General features: G+C 35.2%; 26 protein-coding genes and 1 other annotated feature. Of the genes, 10 read left to right on the top strand and 16 right to left on the bottom strand.

Annotated features, from left to right (window positions below):
• Nucleotide 1: 1 nt before the first annotated feature.
• The 4 genes from ilvN to EKQ63_RS30565 form a co-directional block, all read right to left on the bottom strand.
• Nucleotides 2-511: an acetolactate synthase small subunit gene (gene ilvN, locus EKQ63_RS08675; RefSeq protein ID WP_087951790.1), complete on the bottom strand. Its 510-nt coding sequence runs from the start codon at nucleotides 509-511 to the stop codon at nucleotides 2-4.
• Entirely contained in the window at nucleotides 508-2208 is a 1701-nt protein-coding gene (gene ilvB, locus EKQ63_RS08670) for an acetolactate synthase large subunit (RefSeq protein ID WP_087951789.1), read from the bottom strand. Before ilvB ends, ilvN begins: the two co-directional genes overlap by 4 nt.
• Nucleotides 2209-2280: 72 nt before the next feature.
• Nucleotides 2281-2509, bottom strand: a binding site (T-box leader).
• 16 nt (nucleotides 2510-2525) lie between these two features.
• Nucleotides 2526-3422, bottom strand: coding sequence for a branched-chain-amino-acid transaminase (gene ilvE / locus EKQ63_RS08665; RefSeq protein WP_001005497.1), 897 nt, complete (start codon nucleotides 3420-3422; stop codon nucleotides 2526-2528).
• 141 nt (nucleotides 3423-3563) lie between these two features.
• Nucleotides 3564-3779, bottom strand: coding sequence for a hypothetical protein (locus tag EKQ63_RS30565; protein ID WP_140168456.1), 216 nt, complete (start codon nucleotides 3777-3779; stop codon nucleotides 3564-3566).
• Between the two features lie 59 nt (nucleotides 3780-3838).
• On the opposite strand from EKQ63_RS30565, the gene EKQ63_RS08655 reads away from it, so the two are divergent.
• Both EKQ63_RS08655 and EKQ63_RS08650 read left to right on the top strand, forming a co-directional pair.
• Nucleotides 3839-4078, top strand: a complete 240-nt coding sequence (locus tag EKQ63_RS08655; RefSeq protein ID WP_000752509.1) for a DUF3911 family protein — start codon at nucleotides 3839-3841, stop codon at nucleotides 4076-4078.
• 85 nt (nucleotides 4079-4163) lie between these two features.
• On the top strand, nucleotides 4164-4403 hold the full coding sequence (locus EKQ63_RS08650) for a YkuS family protein (RefSeq protein WP_001062582.1): 240 nt from the start codon (nucleotides 4164-4166) through the stop codon (nucleotides 4401-4403).
• A gap of 363 nt (nucleotides 4404-4766) precedes the next feature.
• On the opposite strand, the gene EKQ63_RS08645 is transcribed toward EKQ63_RS08650, so the two are convergent.
• A complete protein-coding gene (locus EKQ63_RS08645) occupies nucleotides 4767-4856 on the bottom strand; it encodes a hypothetical protein (protein WP_000608225.1) in 90 nt (29 codons plus the stop codon).
• A 108-nt stretch (nucleotides 4857-4964) separates the two neighbouring features.
• Nucleotides 4965-5432, bottom strand: coding sequence for a GerW family sporulation protein (ytfJ, locus tag EKQ63_RS08640; protein ID WP_087951787.1), 468 nt, complete (start codon nucleotides 5430-5432; stop codon nucleotides 4965-4967).
• Nucleotides 5433-5695: 263 nt separating this feature from the next.
• Here ytfJ and EKQ63_RS08635 point away from each other — a divergent pair, with 263 nt between their 5' ends.
• Nucleotides 5696-6088 carry an imidazole glycerol phosphate synthase gene (locus tag EKQ63_RS08635; protein WP_002020776.1) on the top strand — a complete coding sequence of 131 codons (393 nt, stop codon included), beginning with the start codon at nucleotides 5696-5698 and terminating at the stop codon, nucleotides 6086-6088.
• Nucleotides 6089-6121: 33 nt separating this feature from the next.
• On the opposite strand, the gene EKQ63_RS08630 is transcribed toward EKQ63_RS08635, so the two are convergent.
• Nucleotides 6122-7465, bottom strand: a complete 1344-nt coding sequence (locus EKQ63_RS08630) for a TrkH family potassium uptake protein (protein ID WP_087951786.1) — start codon at nucleotides 7463-7465, stop codon at nucleotides 6122-6124.
• A 1330-nt stretch (nucleotides 7466-8795) separates the two neighbouring features.
• On the opposite strand from EKQ63_RS08630, the gene EKQ63_RS08625 reads away from it, so the two are divergent.
• Entirely contained in the window at nucleotides 8796-10031 is a 1236-nt protein-coding gene (locus EKQ63_RS08625; protein WP_016716973.1) for a dicarboxylate/amino acid:cation symporter, read from the top strand.
• A gap of 21 nt (nucleotides 10032-10052) precedes the next feature.
• On the opposite strand, the gene EKQ63_RS08620 is transcribed toward EKQ63_RS08625, so the two are convergent.
• On the bottom strand, nucleotides 10053-10208 hold the full coding sequence (locus EKQ63_RS08620; protein ID WP_000184931.1) for a hypothetical protein: 156 nt from the start codon (nucleotides 10206-10208) through the stop codon (nucleotides 10053-10055).
• Between the two features lie 135 nt (nucleotides 10209-10343).
• A complete protein-coding gene (locus EKQ63_RS08615) occupies nucleotides 10344-10763 on the bottom strand; it encodes a MarR family winged helix-turn-helix transcriptional regulator (protein WP_016716972.1) in 420 nt (139 codons plus the stop codon).
• 162 nt (nucleotides 10764-10925) lie between these two features.
• Here EKQ63_RS08615 and EKQ63_RS08610 point away from each other — a divergent pair, with 162 nt between their 5' ends.
• Together EKQ63_RS08610 and EKQ63_RS08605 are read left to right on the top strand one after the other, a co-directional pair.
• Nucleotides 10926-11357, top strand: coding sequence for a YrvL family regulatory protein (locus EKQ63_RS08610; RefSeq protein ID WP_088326538.1), 432 nt, complete (start codon nucleotides 10926-10928; stop codon nucleotides 11355-11357).
• 33 nt (nucleotides 11358-11390) lie between these two features.
• Nucleotides 11391-11978, top strand: coding sequence for a thioredoxin family protein (locus tag EKQ63_RS08605; RefSeq protein ID WP_140421174.1), 588 nt, complete (start codon nucleotides 11391-11393; stop codon nucleotides 11976-11978).
• Between the two features lie 37 nt (nucleotides 11979-12015).
• On the opposite strand, the gene EKQ63_RS08600 is transcribed toward EKQ63_RS08605, so the two are convergent.
• Together EKQ63_RS08600 and uppP are read right to left on the bottom strand one after the other, a co-directional pair.
• Nucleotides 12016-12480 carry an SRPBCC family protein gene (locus EKQ63_RS08600; protein WP_016716970.1) on the bottom strand — a complete coding sequence of 155 codons (465 nt, stop codon included), beginning with the start codon at nucleotides 12478-12480 and terminating at the stop codon, nucleotides 12016-12018.
• 188 nt (nucleotides 12481-12668) lie between these two features.
• Nucleotides 12669-13460 (bottom strand): bacitracin resistance undecaprenyl-diphosphatase, encoded by a 792-nt coding sequence (gene uppP, locus EKQ63_RS08595; RefSeq protein ID WP_000796264.1) that lies wholly within the window; start codon nucleotides 13458-13460, stop codon nucleotides 12669-12671.
• A 184-nt stretch (nucleotides 13461-13644) separates the two neighbouring features.
• Between uppP and EKQ63_RS08590 the strand changes: the two genes are divergently transcribed.
• The 4 genes from EKQ63_RS08590 (at nucleotide 13645) to EKQ63_RS08580 (ending at nucleotide 16511) form a co-directional block, all read left to right on the top strand.
• On the top strand, nucleotides 13645-15009 hold the full coding sequence (locus EKQ63_RS08590; protein ID WP_087951784.1) for an MATE family efflux transporter: 1365 nt from the start codon (nucleotides 13645-13647) through the stop codon (nucleotides 15007-15009).
• Between the two features lie 69 nt (nucleotides 15010-15078).
• On the top strand, nucleotides 15079-15252 hold the full coding sequence (locus EKQ63_RS08585; protein ID WP_000343560.1) for a hypothetical protein: 174 nt from the start codon (nucleotides 15079-15081) through the stop codon (nucleotides 15250-15252).
• An 18-nt stretch (nucleotides 15253-15270) separates the two neighbouring features.
• Entirely contained in the window at nucleotides 15271-15420 is a 150-nt protein-coding gene (locus EKQ63_RS29870) for a hypothetical protein (protein ID WP_000743738.1), read from the top strand.
• Nucleotides 15421-15608: 188 nt separating this feature from the next.
• Nucleotides 15609-16511: an aminoglycoside phosphotransferase family protein gene (locus EKQ63_RS08580; RefSeq protein ID WP_143880962.1), complete on the top strand. Its 903-nt coding sequence runs from the start codon at nucleotides 15609-15611 to the stop codon at nucleotides 16509-16511.
• A gap of 2 nt (nucleotides 16512-16513) precedes the next feature.
• Here EKQ63_RS08580 and EKQ63_RS29865 read toward each other — a convergent pair whose 3' ends face one another.
• The 5 genes from EKQ63_RS29865 to amaA all read right to left on the bottom strand — a co-directional run bounded on the left by EKQ63_RS29865 (nucleotide 16514) and on the right by amaA (nucleotide 19586).
• Entirely contained in the window at nucleotides 16514-16675 is a 162-nt protein-coding gene (locus tag EKQ63_RS29865) for a hypothetical protein (protein WP_016716967.1), read from the bottom strand.
• Nucleotides 16676-16773: 98 nt separating this feature from the next.
• The gene (locus EKQ63_RS08575) at nucleotides 16774-17547 is read right to left on the bottom strand and encodes a hypothetical protein (RefSeq protein ID WP_087951782.1); all 774 of its coding nucleotides are present in this window, start codon (nucleotides 17545-17547) and stop codon (nucleotides 16774-16776) included.
• A 24-nt stretch (nucleotides 17548-17571) separates the two neighbouring features.
• Entirely contained in the window at nucleotides 17572-18018 is a 447-nt protein-coding gene (locus EKQ63_RS08570; RefSeq protein ID WP_087951781.1) for a flavodoxin, read from the bottom strand.
• Nucleotides 18011-18187, bottom strand: coding sequence for a hypothetical protein (locus EKQ63_RS29860; RefSeq protein WP_000929012.1), 177 nt, complete (start codon nucleotides 18185-18187; stop codon nucleotides 18011-18013). The genes EKQ63_RS08570 and EKQ63_RS29860 overlap by 8 nt, the downstream gene beginning before the upstream one ends.
• A gap of 229 nt (nucleotides 18188-18416) precedes the next feature.
• Nucleotides 18417-19586: an N-acyl-aliphatic-L-amino acid amidohydrolase gene (gene amaA, locus EKQ63_RS08565; RefSeq protein WP_087951780.1), complete on the bottom strand. Its 1170-nt coding sequence runs from the start codon at nucleotides 19584-19586 to the stop codon at nucleotides 18417-18419.
• Between the last annotated feature and the right edge of the window lie 28 nt (nucleotides 19587-19614).

Raw genomic sequence — 19614 nt, 5'->3', positions numbered from 1 at the left:
ATTATTGAATTAACATAATTTGCTTATCTTGTTTTTTCATACTACGCGTAAATGCTGTTACACCTGTTCTAGCAATTTCTTTCAAACCGTATGGACGAAGTAATTCAATTAACGCTTCTACTTTCTCCTGCGTACCGGTTACTTGCACAACTATGGAATCCTTTCCAACATCTATTACAGCGGCTCGAAACGGTTCAATTAAACTATATAATTCCGCTCTCGCTACTGAAGTTGCTACTTTAATAAGTGCAAGTTCTCTTGCAATCATCGCTTCTTCTGTAATATCTGATACTTTCAAAACATCAATTTGCTTATGAAGTTGTTTAATTAACTGCTCCACTTGCTGTTCATTTTCAACGTGTACAACAATCGTCATCCGCGATATATCCGATGATTCCGTATGACCTACTGAAATACTTTCAATATTAAAATGTCTTCGTGTCATAACACCTGTAATTCGATTTAACACACCGCTTTGATTTCGAACTGTTGCTGTAACAATTCTCTTCACCTTTTTTCCACTCCCTCCATTTGGTGAACACCTCTCCCTGGCGCAACCATCGGCATTACCTTTTCTGATTGAAGTACACGGCAATCAATTACAACTGGCTCTTGTAATTCAATCGCATTCTGTATTTGCTTCTTTGCAAGAAGTGGATCATCTATGCGAACTCCTTTTATACCATACGCATTCGCAAGAGCGACGAAGTCTGGTTGACACGACAGTAAAGAGTGCGAGTATCTTTGATTATAAAATTCATCTTGCCATTGTCTTACCATTCCTAAAGCTTCATTATTTAAAATAAACACTTTAACAGGTAAGGAGTGTTCTTTTAACACACTTAATTCTTGTAGGGTCATTTGAAATCCAGCGTCACCGACAATTGCAATTACTAATTCTTCAGGCTTTGCAATTTGTGCACCAATTGCTGCAGGGAATCCGAATCCCATCGTTCCTAATCCTCCTGAAGTTACCCATTTATCTGGATTTTTTAGCGGATAATATTGGGCTGCCCACATTTGATGTTGCCCCACATCTGTTGTTACAATCGCTTCTCCTTTCGTAATTTCATATAACATATCAATTGCATATTGAGGCTTAATACTTTCAGAATTTCGTTTATAAGAGAATGGATACTTTTCTTTTCTTTTCTTTAATAAAGAGATCCACTCATGATGATCTTCTTTTCTTCCTTCTGGTTGAAGTAATACTTGGAGCGCTTGCTTAGCACTTGCAACAATAGGAATTTCAGTCGGCACATTTTTTCCGATTTCTGCTGGATCAATATCAATATGCGCGACAGTCGCCTCTTTCGCAAAATAAGCTAAATTTCCAGTAAGACGATCATCGAATCTCGCACCTATATTAATGAGTAAGTCGCATTCATATAACGCCATATTAGCTGTGTAAGAACCATGCATTCCTCCCATCCCTAGAAAAAGCTCTTCATCTGGCGGAAAGCCTCCAAGACCAAGTAATGTATGCACAACTGGAATTTCATATTTACGAGCAAAACTCGTTAACTCTTTTGATGCTTTCGCATGCAATACACCTGCTCCAGCTAAAATTAACGGCTTGCTTGCAGTCCTAATTGCTTGTAATAATTTGTTTATTTGGAGTAGATTCGGTTCATAATTCGGATTGTATCCTGGTAAATCCATTTGTACGTCATTACATCGTTCGCCTTGCTCTACTACCATATCTTTCGGAAGGTCAATAACGACTGGCCCTGGTCTTCCTGTTCTAGCAATATAAAATGCTTCTTTAATAATTCGAGGTAAATCTGAAGCCTTTCGCACTTGATAATTATGTTTGGTCACCGGCATCGTAAGCCCCATAATATCTGCTTCTTGAAAAGCATCACTTCCAATTAACGTTGTTGCTACTTGCCCTGTAAATACTACAAGTGGTAATGAATCAATCATCGCATCTGCTAGACCAGTAATCACATTTGTAGCACCCGGTCCACTCGTTGCAATGACAACCCCTGGATTGCCAGTAATTCTGGCATATCCTTCAGCAGCGTGAATAGCACCTTGTTCATGCCTTGCTAAAATATGCGGAATTTCACAGTCATAGAGTGCATCATAAAGAGGTAAAACAGCACCACCAGGATAACCAAAAATCACTTCTACTCCTTCCTTTTCTAGCGCTTCTAACAATAGCTGTGCACCAGTTGCCAGTTTCTCTTCCGTTTTTGAAGACATTGTTCTTATAAGCCCCCTTTTAAAAACTTTTATCAATAAAAAAAATCCTACGTCCACACTCCAGCTATGTGCTGAAGGGACGAAAGATTTCGCGGTACCACCCTTCTTTGCAAGAATACTCTTGCCTCAGTGACCCATAAAATGAGTCTAGCTAATAACGGAGCTACCGTCTAAGCCTAGACAAATGCTTCAGCTTAGCACTCAAGGGCGATGTTCGTCGACGTGAACCATCGGTTTCCAGCAACCACCGACTCTCTGTGAGGCTTCACAATCAACTACTCCTCCCTATCAACGCTTTCTTATGTTATAAAGAGTTGTTATCCAACTTTATTTTCTTCGTAAATTTTCTCTCCATCTTCTATAACTAACTTTCGGAATTCTTCTAATAAACGATTCGTATGTGGACCCGTTTGCCCTAAACCAATCGTTCTACCATCTACTGTCGTAACAGCAATTACTTCAGCTGCTGTTCCTGTTAAAAATACTTCATCAGCTACATATACGTCATGTCTTGTAAATAACTCTTCTCTAACGTCATATCCAAGTTTTTCACCAATTTCTAAAATAGCGTTTCGTGTAATACCTTCTAACGCTCCAGCAGAACTTGGTGGTGTAATTAATTTATTTCCTTTTACAATAAATACATTATCCCCTGAGCCTTCAGCTACGTATCCTTGATCATTTAACATAAGCGCTTCTTGTACTCCAGCCAATTTCGCTTCGATGCGAACTAAAATATTGTTTAAGTAATTTAAAGATTTTACTTGAGGCGACAATACATCTGGACGGTTTCGACGCGTTGCAACTGTTACAACTGGAATCCCTTTTTCATAATATTCTTGCGGGAATAAAGATAGTTGCTCTGCAATTACTACTACATTCGGTTTTTTACAAGAATCAGGATCTAATCCAAGGTTTCCTGCTCCTCTCGATACAACTAGGCGAATGTATCCATTAGATAATTTATTTTGTCGAATCGTCTCAACAACAATATTCGTTACTTCATCTAAAGAATATGGAATTTCTAACATGATGGATTTTGCTGATTCATATAACCGGACAAGATGCTCTCTCAAACGGAAAACATTACCGCTATAGACTCTAATTCCTTCAAATACTCCATCTCCATATAAATAACCATGATCATATACTGATACTTTTGCCTCGTCTTTTGGAACAAATTCTCCATTTAAGAAAATCCATTGCTCGTTCACTGGAAAGCGCCTCCTATGTTCTATGAATTTTTTATTGTTTCCTAGTTTACTCTCCTTTCTAAATAAATCAAGTGAATTTTTAGAAAATTTATAATTTTTATTCGTACGTACATCTTTAATTATATTGATTTAACAACATTGTTAACGTTTACAAAAAGTCAAAAAATTTTTTTCGTCAATTTTCACTAAAAAAAATATTTGTTTAAAAGAAGGATTTTCGTCAATTGATACGAATCTATTGTATTCAATAAACGGACGTCCGTTTTTATAAATTCGGGAATATACAATGACTTTTGCTGAAAAAGGGGGAAAATAATAAAAATAACGCTGTCTAAAAATAACATTCATATTTTTCATTTCGGAATCATAATCCTATTTTTAAAAAACAATTTGTCAAAATGAAGGAGGAAATCAATATGGCGTGTGTACAAATTAAAGGAACGAGACAAGAGGTAGTAGAAATGCTTCAACTATTTGATCTAATGGATACGAAAGGTTTTTGTAAATTCGATAATTATGTAGAGGTAGAACCAAATAATAAAAAACATAACAATTTTATTGCTTCCATCGACATCCATTCAAATACTTCTTCCGCCCAAGATACTTTAAACGATCAATTCGTAAGCCAAATGCTTACTGGTGTATATAACGACTAAACAAATGAATATATCCTACCATCTTTCATAAATATATGCGCCGAACTTGAGCATACTAACAACTAGATGGTAGGAGGTGAGAATTATGGCTAAAATTGGTGTTGAAAACTCGTTAACAGATGTTCAGCAAGCTCTTCAGCAACAGGGACATGAGGTCGTTACCCTTAACTCAGAACATGATGCACAAGGATGCGACTGTTGTGTTGTAACTGGGCAAGATTCTAATATGATGGGTATTGCAGATACCTCAATAAAAGGATCGGTAATTACAGCTCATGGTTTAACAACGGATGAAATTTGCCAACAAGTTGAAAGCCGTATTTAAATTCAATACACAAAAAGAAAGAGGACTCCTTCTGAAAAGGAGCCCTCTTTTTTATATTCACCTAACGGGAAAGTAACATATACTGGATGAAAGCCCTACCTCTCTCTCATCATTACGGTTCCACTGACCGCTCCTTGATTCACTAGTATACCTATAAAGCCTATAATTATAATTTATAGGGTTTGTTCACAAAAGTTGTTGGTAAAACTACCCGATCTTTCGCAAACTTTTCGTATTATATTTATAAGATTTATTCACTTTACACTAGCTGTAACCGAGACACGAATTAAAATTTTAACATCAATATAATAACTTGTCAACATTTTTTACAAATTAAAAACAGACAGTAACGGTTTGTCTGTTTTAGAATGGAGCTTTTTCTTTTATTACATATACAACAAAGCCGCTTACTAACATACATAAGCCAACTACTAAGTTTTTGATATTAATCATAAGTTCCTCTCCCTTATTCCACACATCATATATATTTACAGTTCAATTATTCCGATCATCATAAAGCGCACTTTTTCTAATATATCATAATTCCTAAAAAATGCAAGTTCACTTTTGACGATTATTTACAAATTTATCTACAGTGCTTGGTACAGTATTTAAAGCCTTCTCAATTAAATGCGTACTACTATTGAGGTGCAATACTTGCACACCGTTAGAACCAACTACTAAAAAAGCAACTGGGCTAATAGAAACCCCAGCCCCGCTTCCGCCTCCAAATGGATGACTTTGCTTATTCTCTTTATGCTGCCCTTGTCCATTATTATGTTTTTGGGAAATAAATTCACCTTTAAAGTCACTTCCTCCAGCTCCAAAACCAAAGGCCACTTGAGATACTGTTAATACTACATTTCCATCAGCTGTTGAAACTGGACTTCCAACAATCGTATTTACATCTACCATCTCTTTTAAATTTGTCATTGCTGTTTTCATTAAATTTTCAATTGGATGTTCCATTATGTATTGCACCCTTTCCTCATTATTCTTTTTTATACTTTCCAAAATAGAGGAAGTCATACTAACTTTTCCTATTTCAAAAAAACAATCTTCACCTTTTAAATGGATATTACTCCCTGTACATACTCGGATAAAGTGAAACTTTAATCAGTGGGGGTTCTTCATCCCCCACTGATTATTAGCCCTAACCAATCGGACTTTTATGGGCAGTTGATTCCCCACCTAACTTCTTTGCTTTCGCTGAATTTTGAGGTGGAGGTCTTACTGCCCATTAAAGCGGGATAAAAAAGATAAAGAGATACATACTACTATTGAACCTTGTTATGAAAGGAGTCATGACTTTGACTGAGAAATTTGATGAGTATAAAAAAAGAGATAGAATAGATAGTGATTATAGTGACTATAAAGAAGAATATGCAGCTGAGGTTGCACCACAGCGCATTGATTATGATTACGATGAGAAGGACCATAAAGATGATGTAAGATCTTCCGCTGCTGGATCAACGGCTGGCTTTATCGCTCTTGCCTTATCTATCTTATCACTTTTCACCTTCCCAACATTATTCGGTCTTGTTTCTGTACTACTAGGTATTTACGCTTATAACCGCGGAGCTACTGTAACTGGTGGTATCGCTGCGATTGTCGGCGGAATTGCAGCACTCATTGCAATTTTATTCCGAGTAGCACTTATCGGCTTATTGTTCTCCCTCTTTTAAAAAGAAAAAGGTATCTCGCTTATGCGGGATACCTTATCCTGTAAATACATCTTCTGACGGATATTTAATTTTTTGTTTTGCTGGTCGCGCTAAAGAAAATACAAGTGTTAACGGTCCAATTAATCCACAAAACATAACAAACATAATCATACATTTTCCAAATGCTGATAACTTCGCAGTAATCCCCATCGTTAACCCTACAGTACCAAATGCTGAAATTGTTTCAAATAGTAACTCAATAAAACTGAAGTTTTCTGTAAGCATTAATACAAATACTGCTGCAAAAATGAGGATTTGACTGGCAACGGCAATGGCTAATGCTCTCGTTACTGTCGACATTTTTATTGTGCGCTGAAATAATACGATTTCCTCTTTCTTTCTAAAGAAAGAAAGGACAGATGTAACTAAAATAACAAACGTTGTTAATTTAATCCCTCCACCTGTTGATACACTTCCTGCACCAATAAACATTAAAACCATCGTAAATAATATAGATGATTCTTCCATTCCCCCGTAGTCAACTGTATTAAATCCAGCAGTACGAGGAGTAATCCCTTGGAAGAAAGAAGCCCATAACTTTTCATTTAAAGGTAAATTCCCTAACGTCTTCACATTATTATATTCCAATACAAAAATCACAAGCATCGCTATCACATTTAGCGCTACCGTTCCAATAATCATGATTTTGGAATGAAGCGATAGTTTTCGAAAACTCCGGCTATACCATATATCAATTAATACGGTAAATCCGAGACCACCTATTACGATTAAAGAGCAAATCCCAATATTAATAATAGGATCGCCTACATACCTTGTTAAATTATCCGGCCATAGAGCAAATCCAGCATTATTATAAGATGCGATCACGTGAAAAATACTATAGTATACACCTTTTCCAAAGCCAAGCTCTGGAATAAAACGAAATGATAAAAAGATGACTCCAATAAACTCAATACAAATTGAAAATATAAAGACACGTTTTACTAATTTTACGAGACCACCTATATTTGTCTGATTAAACGCCTCTCCAATTAACAAGCGATGACGTAATCCGATTTTTTTACCTAATACCCAAACAACTAAAATGGCAATTGTCATAAGACCTAGACCGCCTGTTTGAATTAAAAACATAATTACAATTTCGCCGAACATCGTAAACGTACTTGCAGTATCTACTACTCCCAATCCCGTTACAGTCGCTGCTGATGTTGCCGTAAAGAAAGCATCTACCCAACTAATATGTACTTTCGTTGCGAATGGTAACTTTAATAACAAACCGCCAACCACAATTAGGCAGAAAAAACCTAATGCTAATATTTGTGGTGGATTTAATCGTATAAAACGATTATACAGCCTTTGTCTTTTTGTTACTTCCATATTCACTAACTCCCTTTTTGCCCCTCATAACTAAAGGCTTATAAAGTGAAACTTTAATCAGTGGGGGTTTTCTTCATCCCCCACTGATTATTAGTTGAACCAATCGGGCTTTAATGGGCAGCCCGCCCCCCACCTAATTTCTTTGCTTTCGCTGAATTTTGAGGTGGGGGTCTTACTGCCCATTAAAGCGTGATAAAAAACCTTAAATAGCGGGATAAACCTTATATTCTTATAATATAGTTGAGCATAATCCTTTTTTTCATAGTTTTCAACTTTTATTTATACTCGAACTTTACTTCATTTTATGACAAGACTCTTTCTATTATATTTATCCTTACTCTACAACTCTCGCAACAATCATTTTATATGTATCATTTCTTAAATCCTCATATCTTTCACTCTATGTTCACATAGGGGTCACATCTATCTTTTATAGTATATGTATCGGAGTTGTTCCTCCCTAATTTATAAGGCATTCCCCAGTGTCTTGAACAACTTCCATCCCTAATTAAATTGACATAAATTGTCCCCTTCCTTAGACCATCCTGTGTGATGGTCTTATTTTTTGTCTTTCTATCTTCTATTTAAAACTCCCTCTCTCTTTCACTCTATGTTCACCCCCCGGTCACATCTATCTTTTATAGTATATATATCGAAGTTTTTCCTCCCTAATTTATAAGACATTCCCCAGTGTCTTGAACAACTTCCATCCCTAATTAAATTGACATAAATTGTCCCTTTCCTTAGGCCATCCTGTGTGATGGTCTTATTTTTTATCTTTCTATCTTCTATTTAAAACTCCCTCTCTCTTTCACTCTATGTTCACATCAAGGTCACACTCACCTTTTATAGTATATATCGAAGTTGTTCCTCCCTAATTTATAAGACATTCCCCAGTGTCTTGAACAACTTCCATCCCTAATTAAATTGACATAAATTGTCCCTTTCCTTAGGCCATCCTGTGTGATGGTCTTATTTTTTGTTTACTCTATCTTCTATTTAAAACTCCCTCTCCCTTTCACTCTATGTTCACATCAAAGTCACACTTACCTTTTATAGTATATGTATCGAAGCTATTCCTCCCTAATTTAAGAGACATTCCCCAGTGTCTTTGAATGGCTTCCATCCCTAATTAAATTGACATAAATTGTCCCCTTCCCTAGACCATCCTATGTGATGGTCTATTTTGTTTTTCAAATACAAAATGTAATCCTCTCTACATTAAAACAAAAATCTCATACTAAATATTCAGAAAATATTGTCAAAATAGGTATTTTTTCGGTACAATTAATGTAGAAAGCTATTTTACAAAAAATAAGGGGGGATTTTATTGAAACAAACAAAAGCAATCTTAATTGCATTATTTCTCGGTTTAGTTGTCGGACTTACTTTAAATTTAGCTGCTCCATCCATTTTTGATCCATTAAATCAATATGTATTCAATCCACTTGGTCAATTATTTATTCGACTCATTAAAATGCTAGTTGTTCCTGTTGTGTTTATTTCTATCGTGCTTGGAGCTGCTGGTCTTGGAGATCCGAAGCAACTTGGAAGAATTGGTTTAAAATCAATTTCATTCTTCCTCGTCACAACAGCTGTTGCCATCTCTATCGCTGTTACATTTGCACTTATTATAAAACCAGGATCTGGCGGTAACTTTAAAACCGAAGGACTTAAATATGAGGGGGCAAAAACCGAAACATCTTTCGTTGATACATTGTTAAATATCGTACCAGATAATCCAGCAAAAGCGATGGCTGATGGAAACATGTTACAAATTATTGCCTTTGCCGTATTAATTGGACTTGGTATAGCTATTTTAGGAAAACGTGTCCAAGGTATTCATTCATTACTTGAACAGGGCAACGAATTAATGATGTATCTCGTTAATCTCGTTATGAAATTAGCTCCAATCGGAACATTTGGGTTGCTTGCTTCATCCGTTGGTAAAATGGGTCTTGCAGGCGTCGCTGCGATGTTCAAGTATATGATTGTCGTTATGCTAGTACTTATTATTCACGGTGTCTTCGTATATGGTGGCTTATTAAAAGTATTAGCAAAAGAAAGCATTGTCCGTTTCTTTAAACATTTCGGACCAGTAATGGCGATTGGATTTAGTACATCTAGCTCTAATGCATCTCTTCCATTTGCAATGAAAACCGCACAAGAGAAGCTTGGTGTTCCAAAAGCAATCAGCTCTTTTGTACAACCACTAGGTGCAACAATTAATATGGATGGTACTGCCATTATGCAAGGTGTAGCAACTGTATTTATCGCTCAAGTATACGGCGTTGAACTTACTATCTCCCAGTTAGCTGTAGTCGTATTAACTGCTGTACTAGCAAGTATCGGTACTGCTGGTGTACCAGGTGTTGGGCTTGTAATGCTGACGATGGTTTTAAATCAAGTAAATCTACCAGTAGAAGGTATTGCCTTAATTATCGGTATTGACCGCATTCTAGATATGTCAAGAACAGCTGTAAATATTTCTGGTGATGCAATTTGCGCAATGATTGTCGCAAAATCAGAAGAAAAATATACTACAGATCAATCTGCCGCGTCTTAAATCAAAAAGGAGTGAAATGATTCACTCCTTTTTTGATTTACTTCCCTTTTTCGAACGATATTCTTTTCCTTTATTATCGTTACCAGTTTCAAATTCTGCACTAAACTCTTGCTGAAATTGCCCTGATTTCGGTGAGCCTTGATTTCCGCTCCCTTTACTACCATTTCGATTTGTCATATTTCTGCCCCCTTCCTTTATTAGTAGTATGTTACATATTTTCTTTTTTATAATCTTTTACATACGAAAGAAGACCTTCCTCATATAAGGAAAGTCTTCTTTTCAAAACGTAAGCGTTTTCTTACTTATAATGACTTAAATAAGTTTTTTAGAAATAGATATCATTATATTCATTTCTTCTTCTGAAAGCGCAGAAAATCTTTCTTGCAAATATTGTTTTTTTGCATCTTCCATTTTTGCAACTAAATCTTTTCCTTGTTCAGTAATCTCCAAATATACAACTCGGCGATCTGACGTAGAACGTGAACGAGTTACAAAACCTTTATTAATTAATTTTTCTGTAACAGCTGTAATATGACTATTCGACACATTTAACTCATTCGCCACACGTGATACCATTTCTTTATTCGTACGATTCAATATTCTAAGGACGATGAACTCATTCCACGGTATGTAACCACCAAATATTTTTCCAATATCATTACGCAACGTGCGGAACATAGCAAAAACATTTGTCGATAGTTCTTCCATTAATTGCTCTCGATTTTGAGACAACTTTGACAGCCCCTTTTATTTCATTTGGTTAAATAAAAACCTTATTAATAATTTTACATGAAATCTTACTTTTTGTCACCTTATTTTCCCATAATTCGTAGTTTTTTAATAGATATTTCATGATAAAATGAAGTTGAATTTCCAAAAAAAGGAGTTGGGATAGTGGGTGAAGAAGACAAATTTTTGAATCTCAATCTAAAAGATAAAACTTTGATTATTGGTTTTGTTATTCTGTTCCTCATTGTAATTTTTGCATTTATATTTTTTGTATATGTAGGAATCTTTCATATTACTGGTGTAGAGTATAGGTCGCGCACTGCCTTACTTCTATTTTTTTTATTAATTACTTTCTTAGACGGTATTATATTTTTCATCTTCAGTTTCTTCAAGGCACTGCTATATGCAATGACACAAAACATGCCAAATTGGCTTTCTATTACTCTTTTCGCAATCATTGAAATTACCCTAGATTGGTTCGTCATTCATACCGCTGACGATTGGATAGAGAGCGTGCAACTATCCAACATAGCTGAATTATGTGTCGTACTATTCTTTTTCCTATTAAGTAAATTATTAAGTGACAAGAAAGAGTAAGAATACAAGCTTTTCTATATAAAAATTGGTACAATGAAAACAAATCATACTAAAGAGGTGTTACTTATGAACTTACAACAATGGGCTGATAAAGGTATGTCCTTTGATACATATGTGAATGAAATGAAAGTAAATCAATACGAGCTACTGCACATTTACAATAACTTTTTAATTCCAAATGAATTACTTCCTGTATTAGAAGAACGTCAAAATGATGGCTGGCGTGTTATCGTATTAACAGCTGATTGGTGTGGCGATGCTCTTTTATGCGTGCCTGTTATGAAACGAATTTCTGAAGTTGCAAATATTGATATGTCATTATTAATTCGCGATGAAAACTTAGAATTAATGGATCAATATTTAACAAATGGAACAGCACGTGCGATTCCAATCTTTATTTTCATTGATAAAGATGGAAACGAACAAGCCGTTTGGGGACCACGTGCTCCAAAAGTACAAGAGTTAGTAACTTCAATGCGCGCTACATTGCCTGAAAAAGAAGACCCAACATTCGAAGAGAAACAAAAAGAAATGTACGCTAATTTCCGTGCCACATTAGCTGATGACACTTCTCTTTGGGAACATGTAATGGAAAGTATGATTGAGAAAGTAATAAAATAAAACCTGCCGATTTCGGCAGGTTTTTTATTAAACAAAATTACAATCCTTTTTTCTGAGAATATGCAGCATCTACGCACTCTGCTAACCGTTCCATTTCACCCATATATACTGCACGGGTCATCCATCCAGTCAACTTATACATAATCTTATATAAAAAATTCTTCGGTTCAAATTCTATAATTAAAGTAAGTGATGTACCTTCCTCATCCTCTTCTAACATATAAGTTGCGGCTGTATAGCCTTGCTTCATTTCACATCCAATTGATACGATATAAGGTGCTTCACACTCTAAAATTTCTGCCTCAAACTCATATATTTTCTTTCCCATCTTTTGCACGGATATATATTTATCACCTTCACGAGGATTATTTACATCTACATGTGGAGGATACCTATTTTCCACCATAAAGGTACTCCATTCCATTATTTTCTCGTCATTATTTACATAATCAAATACAACATCAATTGGTGCTGGAATTACTATTTCTATTGCAAAACTCACTAAACTGCCCCTCTCAAATACACTATCGATTTCCTTAAAATTATTATATAGACATCATTATGTCATATTTCATATGGTGAAATACAAGTATATGAGGGTAAAAATTTTCCCTCACGATAAAAAAACACCCTATAGAATAGACTTTTTTCAAATGTCTATTCTATAGGGTGTTACCAAGAATCTATTTCTTACATAATGAAGAAGTAGAATACCGCAGCTAAAATGAAACGGTAATAAGCGAACGGTGTTAGTTTTACACGAGCTAATAATTTTAAGAATGAAACAATTGCAAGCATCGCAACAACGAATGCAGTCACAAATCCTGTTGCAAATAACGTTACATCTGCCGAGCTTAATACATCCCAGCTTTTAATTAAATCTAATCCTGTTGCAGCCACCATCATCGGTACTGCTAAAATGAACGTATATTCAGCTGCCGCTGTATGCGACACGCGAGCTAATAAACCACCACTTATTGTAGAACCAGAACGAGAAAATCCTGGCCAAAGTGCTAAACATTGGAACATTCCAATTGTAAATGCTTGCTTATATGTGATTTCATCTAACGTTCTTGCTGTACTTGGTTTTGAAAACTTCTCAGCAACAATCATTAAAATACCACCAGCCACTAAACTAATGACAACTGGTCCTGGACCAAATAAAACCTTTTTAATTGCACTATGGAATAATACACCTAGTACCCCGGCAGGAATCATCCCAATAATAATATGTAATAAATTTAACGATGGCCCTTCTTTTACTTTTCCAATTCCAACTAACGACCATAACCGTTTCCAAAATACAACTACAACCGCTAAAATCGATCCCAATTGGATTACAACTTCAAAAACTTTCGCTCTCTCGTCTTCAAATCCAATTAAGTGTCCTGTTAAAATCATATGTCCTGTTGATGATACTGGTAAAAACTCTGTTAAACCTTCAACAGCACCCATGATTAAACCAATTAACCAATCAGCCACAAGTAGTGCCTCCTTAATAACAAATAATATGTAATTTTTTCACACCTTACCATAATACCTTATCCCTTTTTAAAGTGCATCCTTTTTTTATTGATACCGTATGTTGTAGACACGTATTTCTTTTCTATTTTTTGATTAAATTGTATGATAGTTAGAGTTTGTTTTTTAGCGGAAAGGGGATTTTATGAAAGAAACTAATTCATTATCACAAAAATTAAAGCAATTTGTATTACTATTTTTCCCGATTTTCGTTACGCAAATGTCATTATTTGCAATGAGTTTTTTCGATACGACAATGTCAGGACATGCAAGCCCTATTGATTTAGCAGGTGTTGCTATCGGAACAAGTATATGGATTCCAGTTAGTACGGGATTAACAGGAATTTTGATGGCTACGACTCCAATTGTTGCACAACTCGTTGGATCTAAGAAAAAAGAGGATGTTCCTCACGTTGTCATACAGGCAGTATATTTAGCCATTTTCGCTAGCCTCATTGTTATCCTTATCGGTTTCTTTACTGTTACACCTATTTTAAATGGCATGCGATTAGAAGAACCTGTAGAACGTATTGCAGCACAATTTTTAAGTATTATCGCAATTGGAATTATCCCTTTATTTACTTACACAGTTTTACGCGGATTTATTGATGCATTAGGAAAAACTCGTACAACGATGATCATTACATTACTATCATTACCAATTAATGTAGTATTAAATTATGTATTAATTTTCGGTAACTTCGGTTTTCCAAAACTCGGTGGTGTCGGAGCAGCAATTGCTTCTGCAGCAACCTATTGGTGCATTTTAATTATTACCGTTATGATTATTCGTACGAAAGAGCCTTTTGCATCTTTCAATATCTTTAAACAATTATATCGCCCTTCTCTTTCGAGTTGGAAAGAATTCTTAAAACTTGGCGTCCCTATCGGATTTGCTATCTTTTTTGAAACGAGTATTTTCGCTGCGGTAACACTTATGATGAGTAATTTTAGTACGACAACAATCGCAGCTCATCAAGCAGCTATGAACTTCGCTTCCTTGCTATATATGACTCCTTTAAGTTTAGCAATGGCCATGACCATCTCTGTTGGATTTGAAGTTGGAGCGAAACGATATAATAACGCAAAACAATATGGATTTATCGGGATTGGCTTAGCACTTGCATTCGCCCTATTATATTCCATTCTTCTTTACTTCTTTGATGATGAAATTGCTTCGATTTATACGACAGATATACAAGTTCATCATTTAGCAAAAGAATTCCTTATATTTGCGATTTTATTTCAAATTTCAGATGCAATTGCAACTCCTGTACAAGGGGCACTACGAGGTTATAAAGATGTAAATGTCGCCTTAATTATGACATTGATCGCCTATTGGGTAATTGGTCTCCCTCTTGGCTACATATTAGCAACCTATACTGATTGGGCAGCAAAAGGATATTGGATTGGTCTTATTATCGGTCTAGCATTTGGAGCAACCTTCCTGCTTGTCCGTCTCTTTCAAGTTCAAAGAAAATACACAACAGAAGACCGCCGCTCACGATAGAGGGCGGTTTTCTTTATGCATATTTTTTCTTTAAACGTATAACATAATGAAAAAGAAAGGTGGATACATATGGACGAAAAAGAAAAAAAGCAATCATTCGACGAAGAATTCGCCCCTGAAATTTCACCTGGATATCGGCAAGATGTACATAAACAACCTAAATATAAAAACACTTCGTTTTTAATGGGTATTACCATTTTTGCTGCTGTATTGCTTGTGCTTATCATTTTCGTTTATTTTTGATGGAAGGTGATTTATTATATGAAGAAACAAGATTCCAATCGTTCAAAAAGAACTGTAAAAACAGAAAAAGGGTATGCAGGTGATTCTGTTCTTACTCAAAAACAAGTCGAGCAAGGAAATTTATATATTGCTCAAAAAGAAATTGGTCAACAAAATGAAAACCTTTAGAATCCCTCAAAGAACTGGGGGATTTTTTTATATCGCTATTTATGGTGCTGGTTCATTAGAGAAGTGATTAATAGTCTTTTCTTCATAACACTCCCCCCTCTTCATAATAATAATTATATTTTAACATATAGATGGAAAATTCTGATATCATGGGATAGAATAACTTAACTTAGAAATGAGGAACAATTATGGACTCTTACAAACAATATATTAAAGAAGCTCTACCTAATCTTTCTATACATTCCTATAAACAAAATGAAGAAGGATGGGATAATGTAGCGATTATAGTAAATGATGAGCTACTGTTTCGTTTCCCGCGAAAACAGGAATATGCAATGCGAATTCCATTAGAAAAAGAACTATGCACACTTCTCTCTTGTTCACTACATGAAATTGAAGTTCCAAAGTATCTCCTATTCTATGAAAAGAATACTGATGCTATTCCGCTTTGTAGCTACTATACTCTCATTCATGGTGAACCTTTAAAAACAGAAATAGTTACTACACTAGAAAAACAAGAACGAAAAGCACTTATTACACAATTAGCAACTTTCCTTGCTGCTCTACATAGTATTCCTTTAAAAAATGTTATAGCGTTAGGATTCCCTATTAAAAAAACACTTACCTACTGGAAAGAGCTACAAACAAAATTAAATAAGTATGTTACTAACAATCTTACTTCGTTCCAGAAATCAGCCTTAAATCGTTTATTCGAGAATTTCTTTTCCTGCCTAGCTACATCCAAATTTCAAAATACAATCATTCACGGCGACTTTACACATCATCACATTTTATTTGATAACCAAAATAAAACCATTTCAGGAATTATCGATTTTGGTGATGCTCAAATTGGAGATCCTGCCTTTGATTTTGCTGGGCTATATTATGATTTCGGACATGAATTTACTACATCAGTATATGAACAATACAGTACACTTACTTCACACCATGATCCATTACTCATTCACCGCATCACAAATTTTTATCAATACAGTCCTTTACTACATAATATGATTTATAACTTTGAAACAAAGAATGAACTTGAGTTTTTAGCTAGTATAGAACAACTGAAAGCAATACTACAGGGATGAGATTACATTCTCTCCCTATATTCTCTCTCCTCATATAACATTAACTTTTTATCCATTTCAACAATGACTTTATACAGTTGAAATGCCTGTAAAATTTGCAGTTGAATTCCAAAAGGGGCATTCTGTTCTTTTAACCATTGAAATACTTGCGTTTCATCTTTCATTGATTATTCCTCCCTTTATTAAAATCTGCTACAAATATACGGTACATGATGAAAAGCTTTTCATGTCAATAACAAAAAAGAATGCAACATTGCATCCTCTAATGTACGATATTTTTCTTCTGTTTCGCTTCTTTCTTTACTTCTTCCCCTTGGCATTCACTACGAAATGCACAACTTATACACTCAGAACGAAAATGACGCTCTGTATAATGCTCAGGTTGCTGTAACATTTCTTTCATTCTAGATAAATGAACCATTCCAGTTATAATATCTTCCTGTTTCGGAATGTAATCATACTTAGTTCCTTCTATTAAATTAATAACTTCAATTTTTCCTGGAAGAATGCCGAAAGCTTTATAACTGAATACTGTCATTAACTTTTGACAAAGAGCAAGCATTTCCTCATCCGCATCGACAACATACTTTTTAATTACAAACGACTCAGTACTCCACTCACCAACTTCTAATGTCAATGACATGTGGACACCTAACTCTTCCATATATGTTTGAAATTTTTCATATAAAAATAACGGTGGTGTCTGACTATTATCTCTTTCAACAAACTGTAATAAGTGATCCGTTAGCTTCGCCAACACAATGTAATACTCAGTCTTTGAAACAAACATATTAACCCTTACTTTTTTCCAATACTTTTCTATTAATATTAAAAGTACAATTTTCGTTTGTTGACCTGCAGGTAGTGTGTAATATTCGTTAATAATTCGATTCACAATCATTTGTGCGATTTGTTGCCATTCAAACGAAGAAGGTTCTCTTCTTTTTATATGACGAAAATAAAATTTATGCGGACAACGCATAAAATCATACAAATGATAATCTGTCATCGTTTTAATTGCGATTTTCTCATGCACTTGCTCTTCATCTCCCTTCTGCCATTAAGAAAGGTGTTTTACAAATTCAGCTCCAAACTGTAAACATTTTTCTACATCATCATCTTCTGGCGTTAATTCTACTTTTAGTCCTTCTAACACAACTGCAGCTCCGCGTTCTTGTAGCTTTTCTATTAAAATGTCAACTGCCACGCCGTATTTTGGATAAGCCGAATCACATGATCCGAATACCGCCGCTTTTTTCCCATTTAAATCAATAGAATCCATTGCGTCATAAAAATCTAAGAAATCATCAGGAAGGTCACCATCTCCCCAAGTGTATGCACCTAAAATAATTCCATCATACTGTTCTAATATAGAGGCTTCTGGTGAATCCATAATATCAATCACTTCAATTTCATTTTCAGTTTCACGAATCACGCCGGCAATATGATCAGCCATTTCCTCTGTATTTCCACTCATACTTGCAAAAATCATTACTAACTTACTCAACTGAACCTCTCCCTTTACTTTGTATCTCTTTTTCTGTTTGAATGCTCTTCTTCTCATCTACATATTCAGAACGAATTACATTTCGTTGCCATTCCATATGCTGATCAACTTCTTTATTTTTATCTTTTAATCCCCTCCGTAGAAGGTGAAATTTTTTTCTCATTAACATGTCGCATCCATCCTATTGATAATAATTATCAATTTCAACTACTTTTAGATTAATTGACATTGATTATCACTGTCAACAACTTTTTTTAAAAAAATGATTAAAATGTACAAGCTTGTCCGTTAGCTATTCATATACTATAAATGAGCATAGTTCTTTCTCAGCCCTCTCTGACGGAAAGAAATAAAAGCAACTGCGATAGAGCGCAGTTGCCTTTTTTTTTTATACTTTTCTATGATTTTAGTAATCTTATCGCTGTCTCTAAAAATAATTCCACTCCATAAATGAGAGCTGATTCATCTACATCAAATTTTGGATGATGATGCGGGTAGCAAGTATCTATCTTTTTATTACCAGTCCCTAATTTAATGAAACAACCAGGTGCTTTTCTTAAATATGCCGAAAAATCTTCTCCTCCCATAGAAGGTTCAAGCTTCACAACACGCTCATTTCCAAACAAATGTAGTGCACTTTCTTCTACTACTTTCGTAATATATTCATCATTAATAACTGGATCATATCCATATCGATACGAATATGTATACGACCCTCCATGTGCTCTTGTAATTCCTTTCACGATTTTCTCAATTTTCTCTTCTGCTTCCACCCTTAATGCTTGATCAAATGAACGAACAGTTCCCATTAAAGTTGCTGCACTAGGAATAATATTATCAGCCATTCCCCCATGAAACTGCGTAACTGAAACGACTCTTTGCATAAAAGCACTTGTATTTCTTGATACGATATGTTGTAAATTTGTAATAATCTGTGCTCCGATAGCAATAGGATCTATCGTTTCTTCTGGCCTCGCCGCGTGCCCTCCTTTCCCTTGAATTTCAACTGTAAATACGTCTGGTGCCGCCATCATCGGCCCATATGCAATTCCTATCTTCCCGCTCTCAAGTCCTGACATAACATGTAAACCTATTACATAATCAACACCATCCATTACGCCTGCTTCAACCATTTCTTGTCCCCCGCCGGGATATACCTCTTCTGCGTGCTGAAAGAATAGACGAATCTCCCCTGCAAAATCTTCCTTTATATTTGACAGTACCTCTGCTGTGCTTAACAAAATAGCTGCGTGAGCATCATGCCCACATGCATGCATCATTCCTTTATTCACAGACGTATAAGATTTATTTGTCTCCTCTTGAATTGGTAAAGCATCTATATCAGCTCGAATCGCAACTACTTTCCCTTGTTCCGTTCCTCTTTTAATTGCTAGTACACTATACTTCGTCGGTCTCGTTACTTCAAAAGAAGAAAATGAGCATACTGTATCATATATAAATTGCGAAGTTTCTTTTTCGTGAAATGATAATTCCGGATACTTATGGAAATACCTTCTCCATTTCACGATATTTTCTTCCGAAATTAGATTCTTCCACACTCTATTCATAATAATTTCCTCCTTTTTAAAGGGGCTA

This window comes from Bacillus sp. BD59S, from assembly GCF_007363175.1.
Taxonomy (GTDB): Bacteria; Bacillota; Bacilli; order Bacillales; family Bacillaceae_G; genus Bacillus_A; species Bacillus_A pacificus.
The sequence above is the reverse complement of the archived record's forward strand: the minus strand, read 5'-3'. Positions and strand labels throughout refer to the sequence as shown.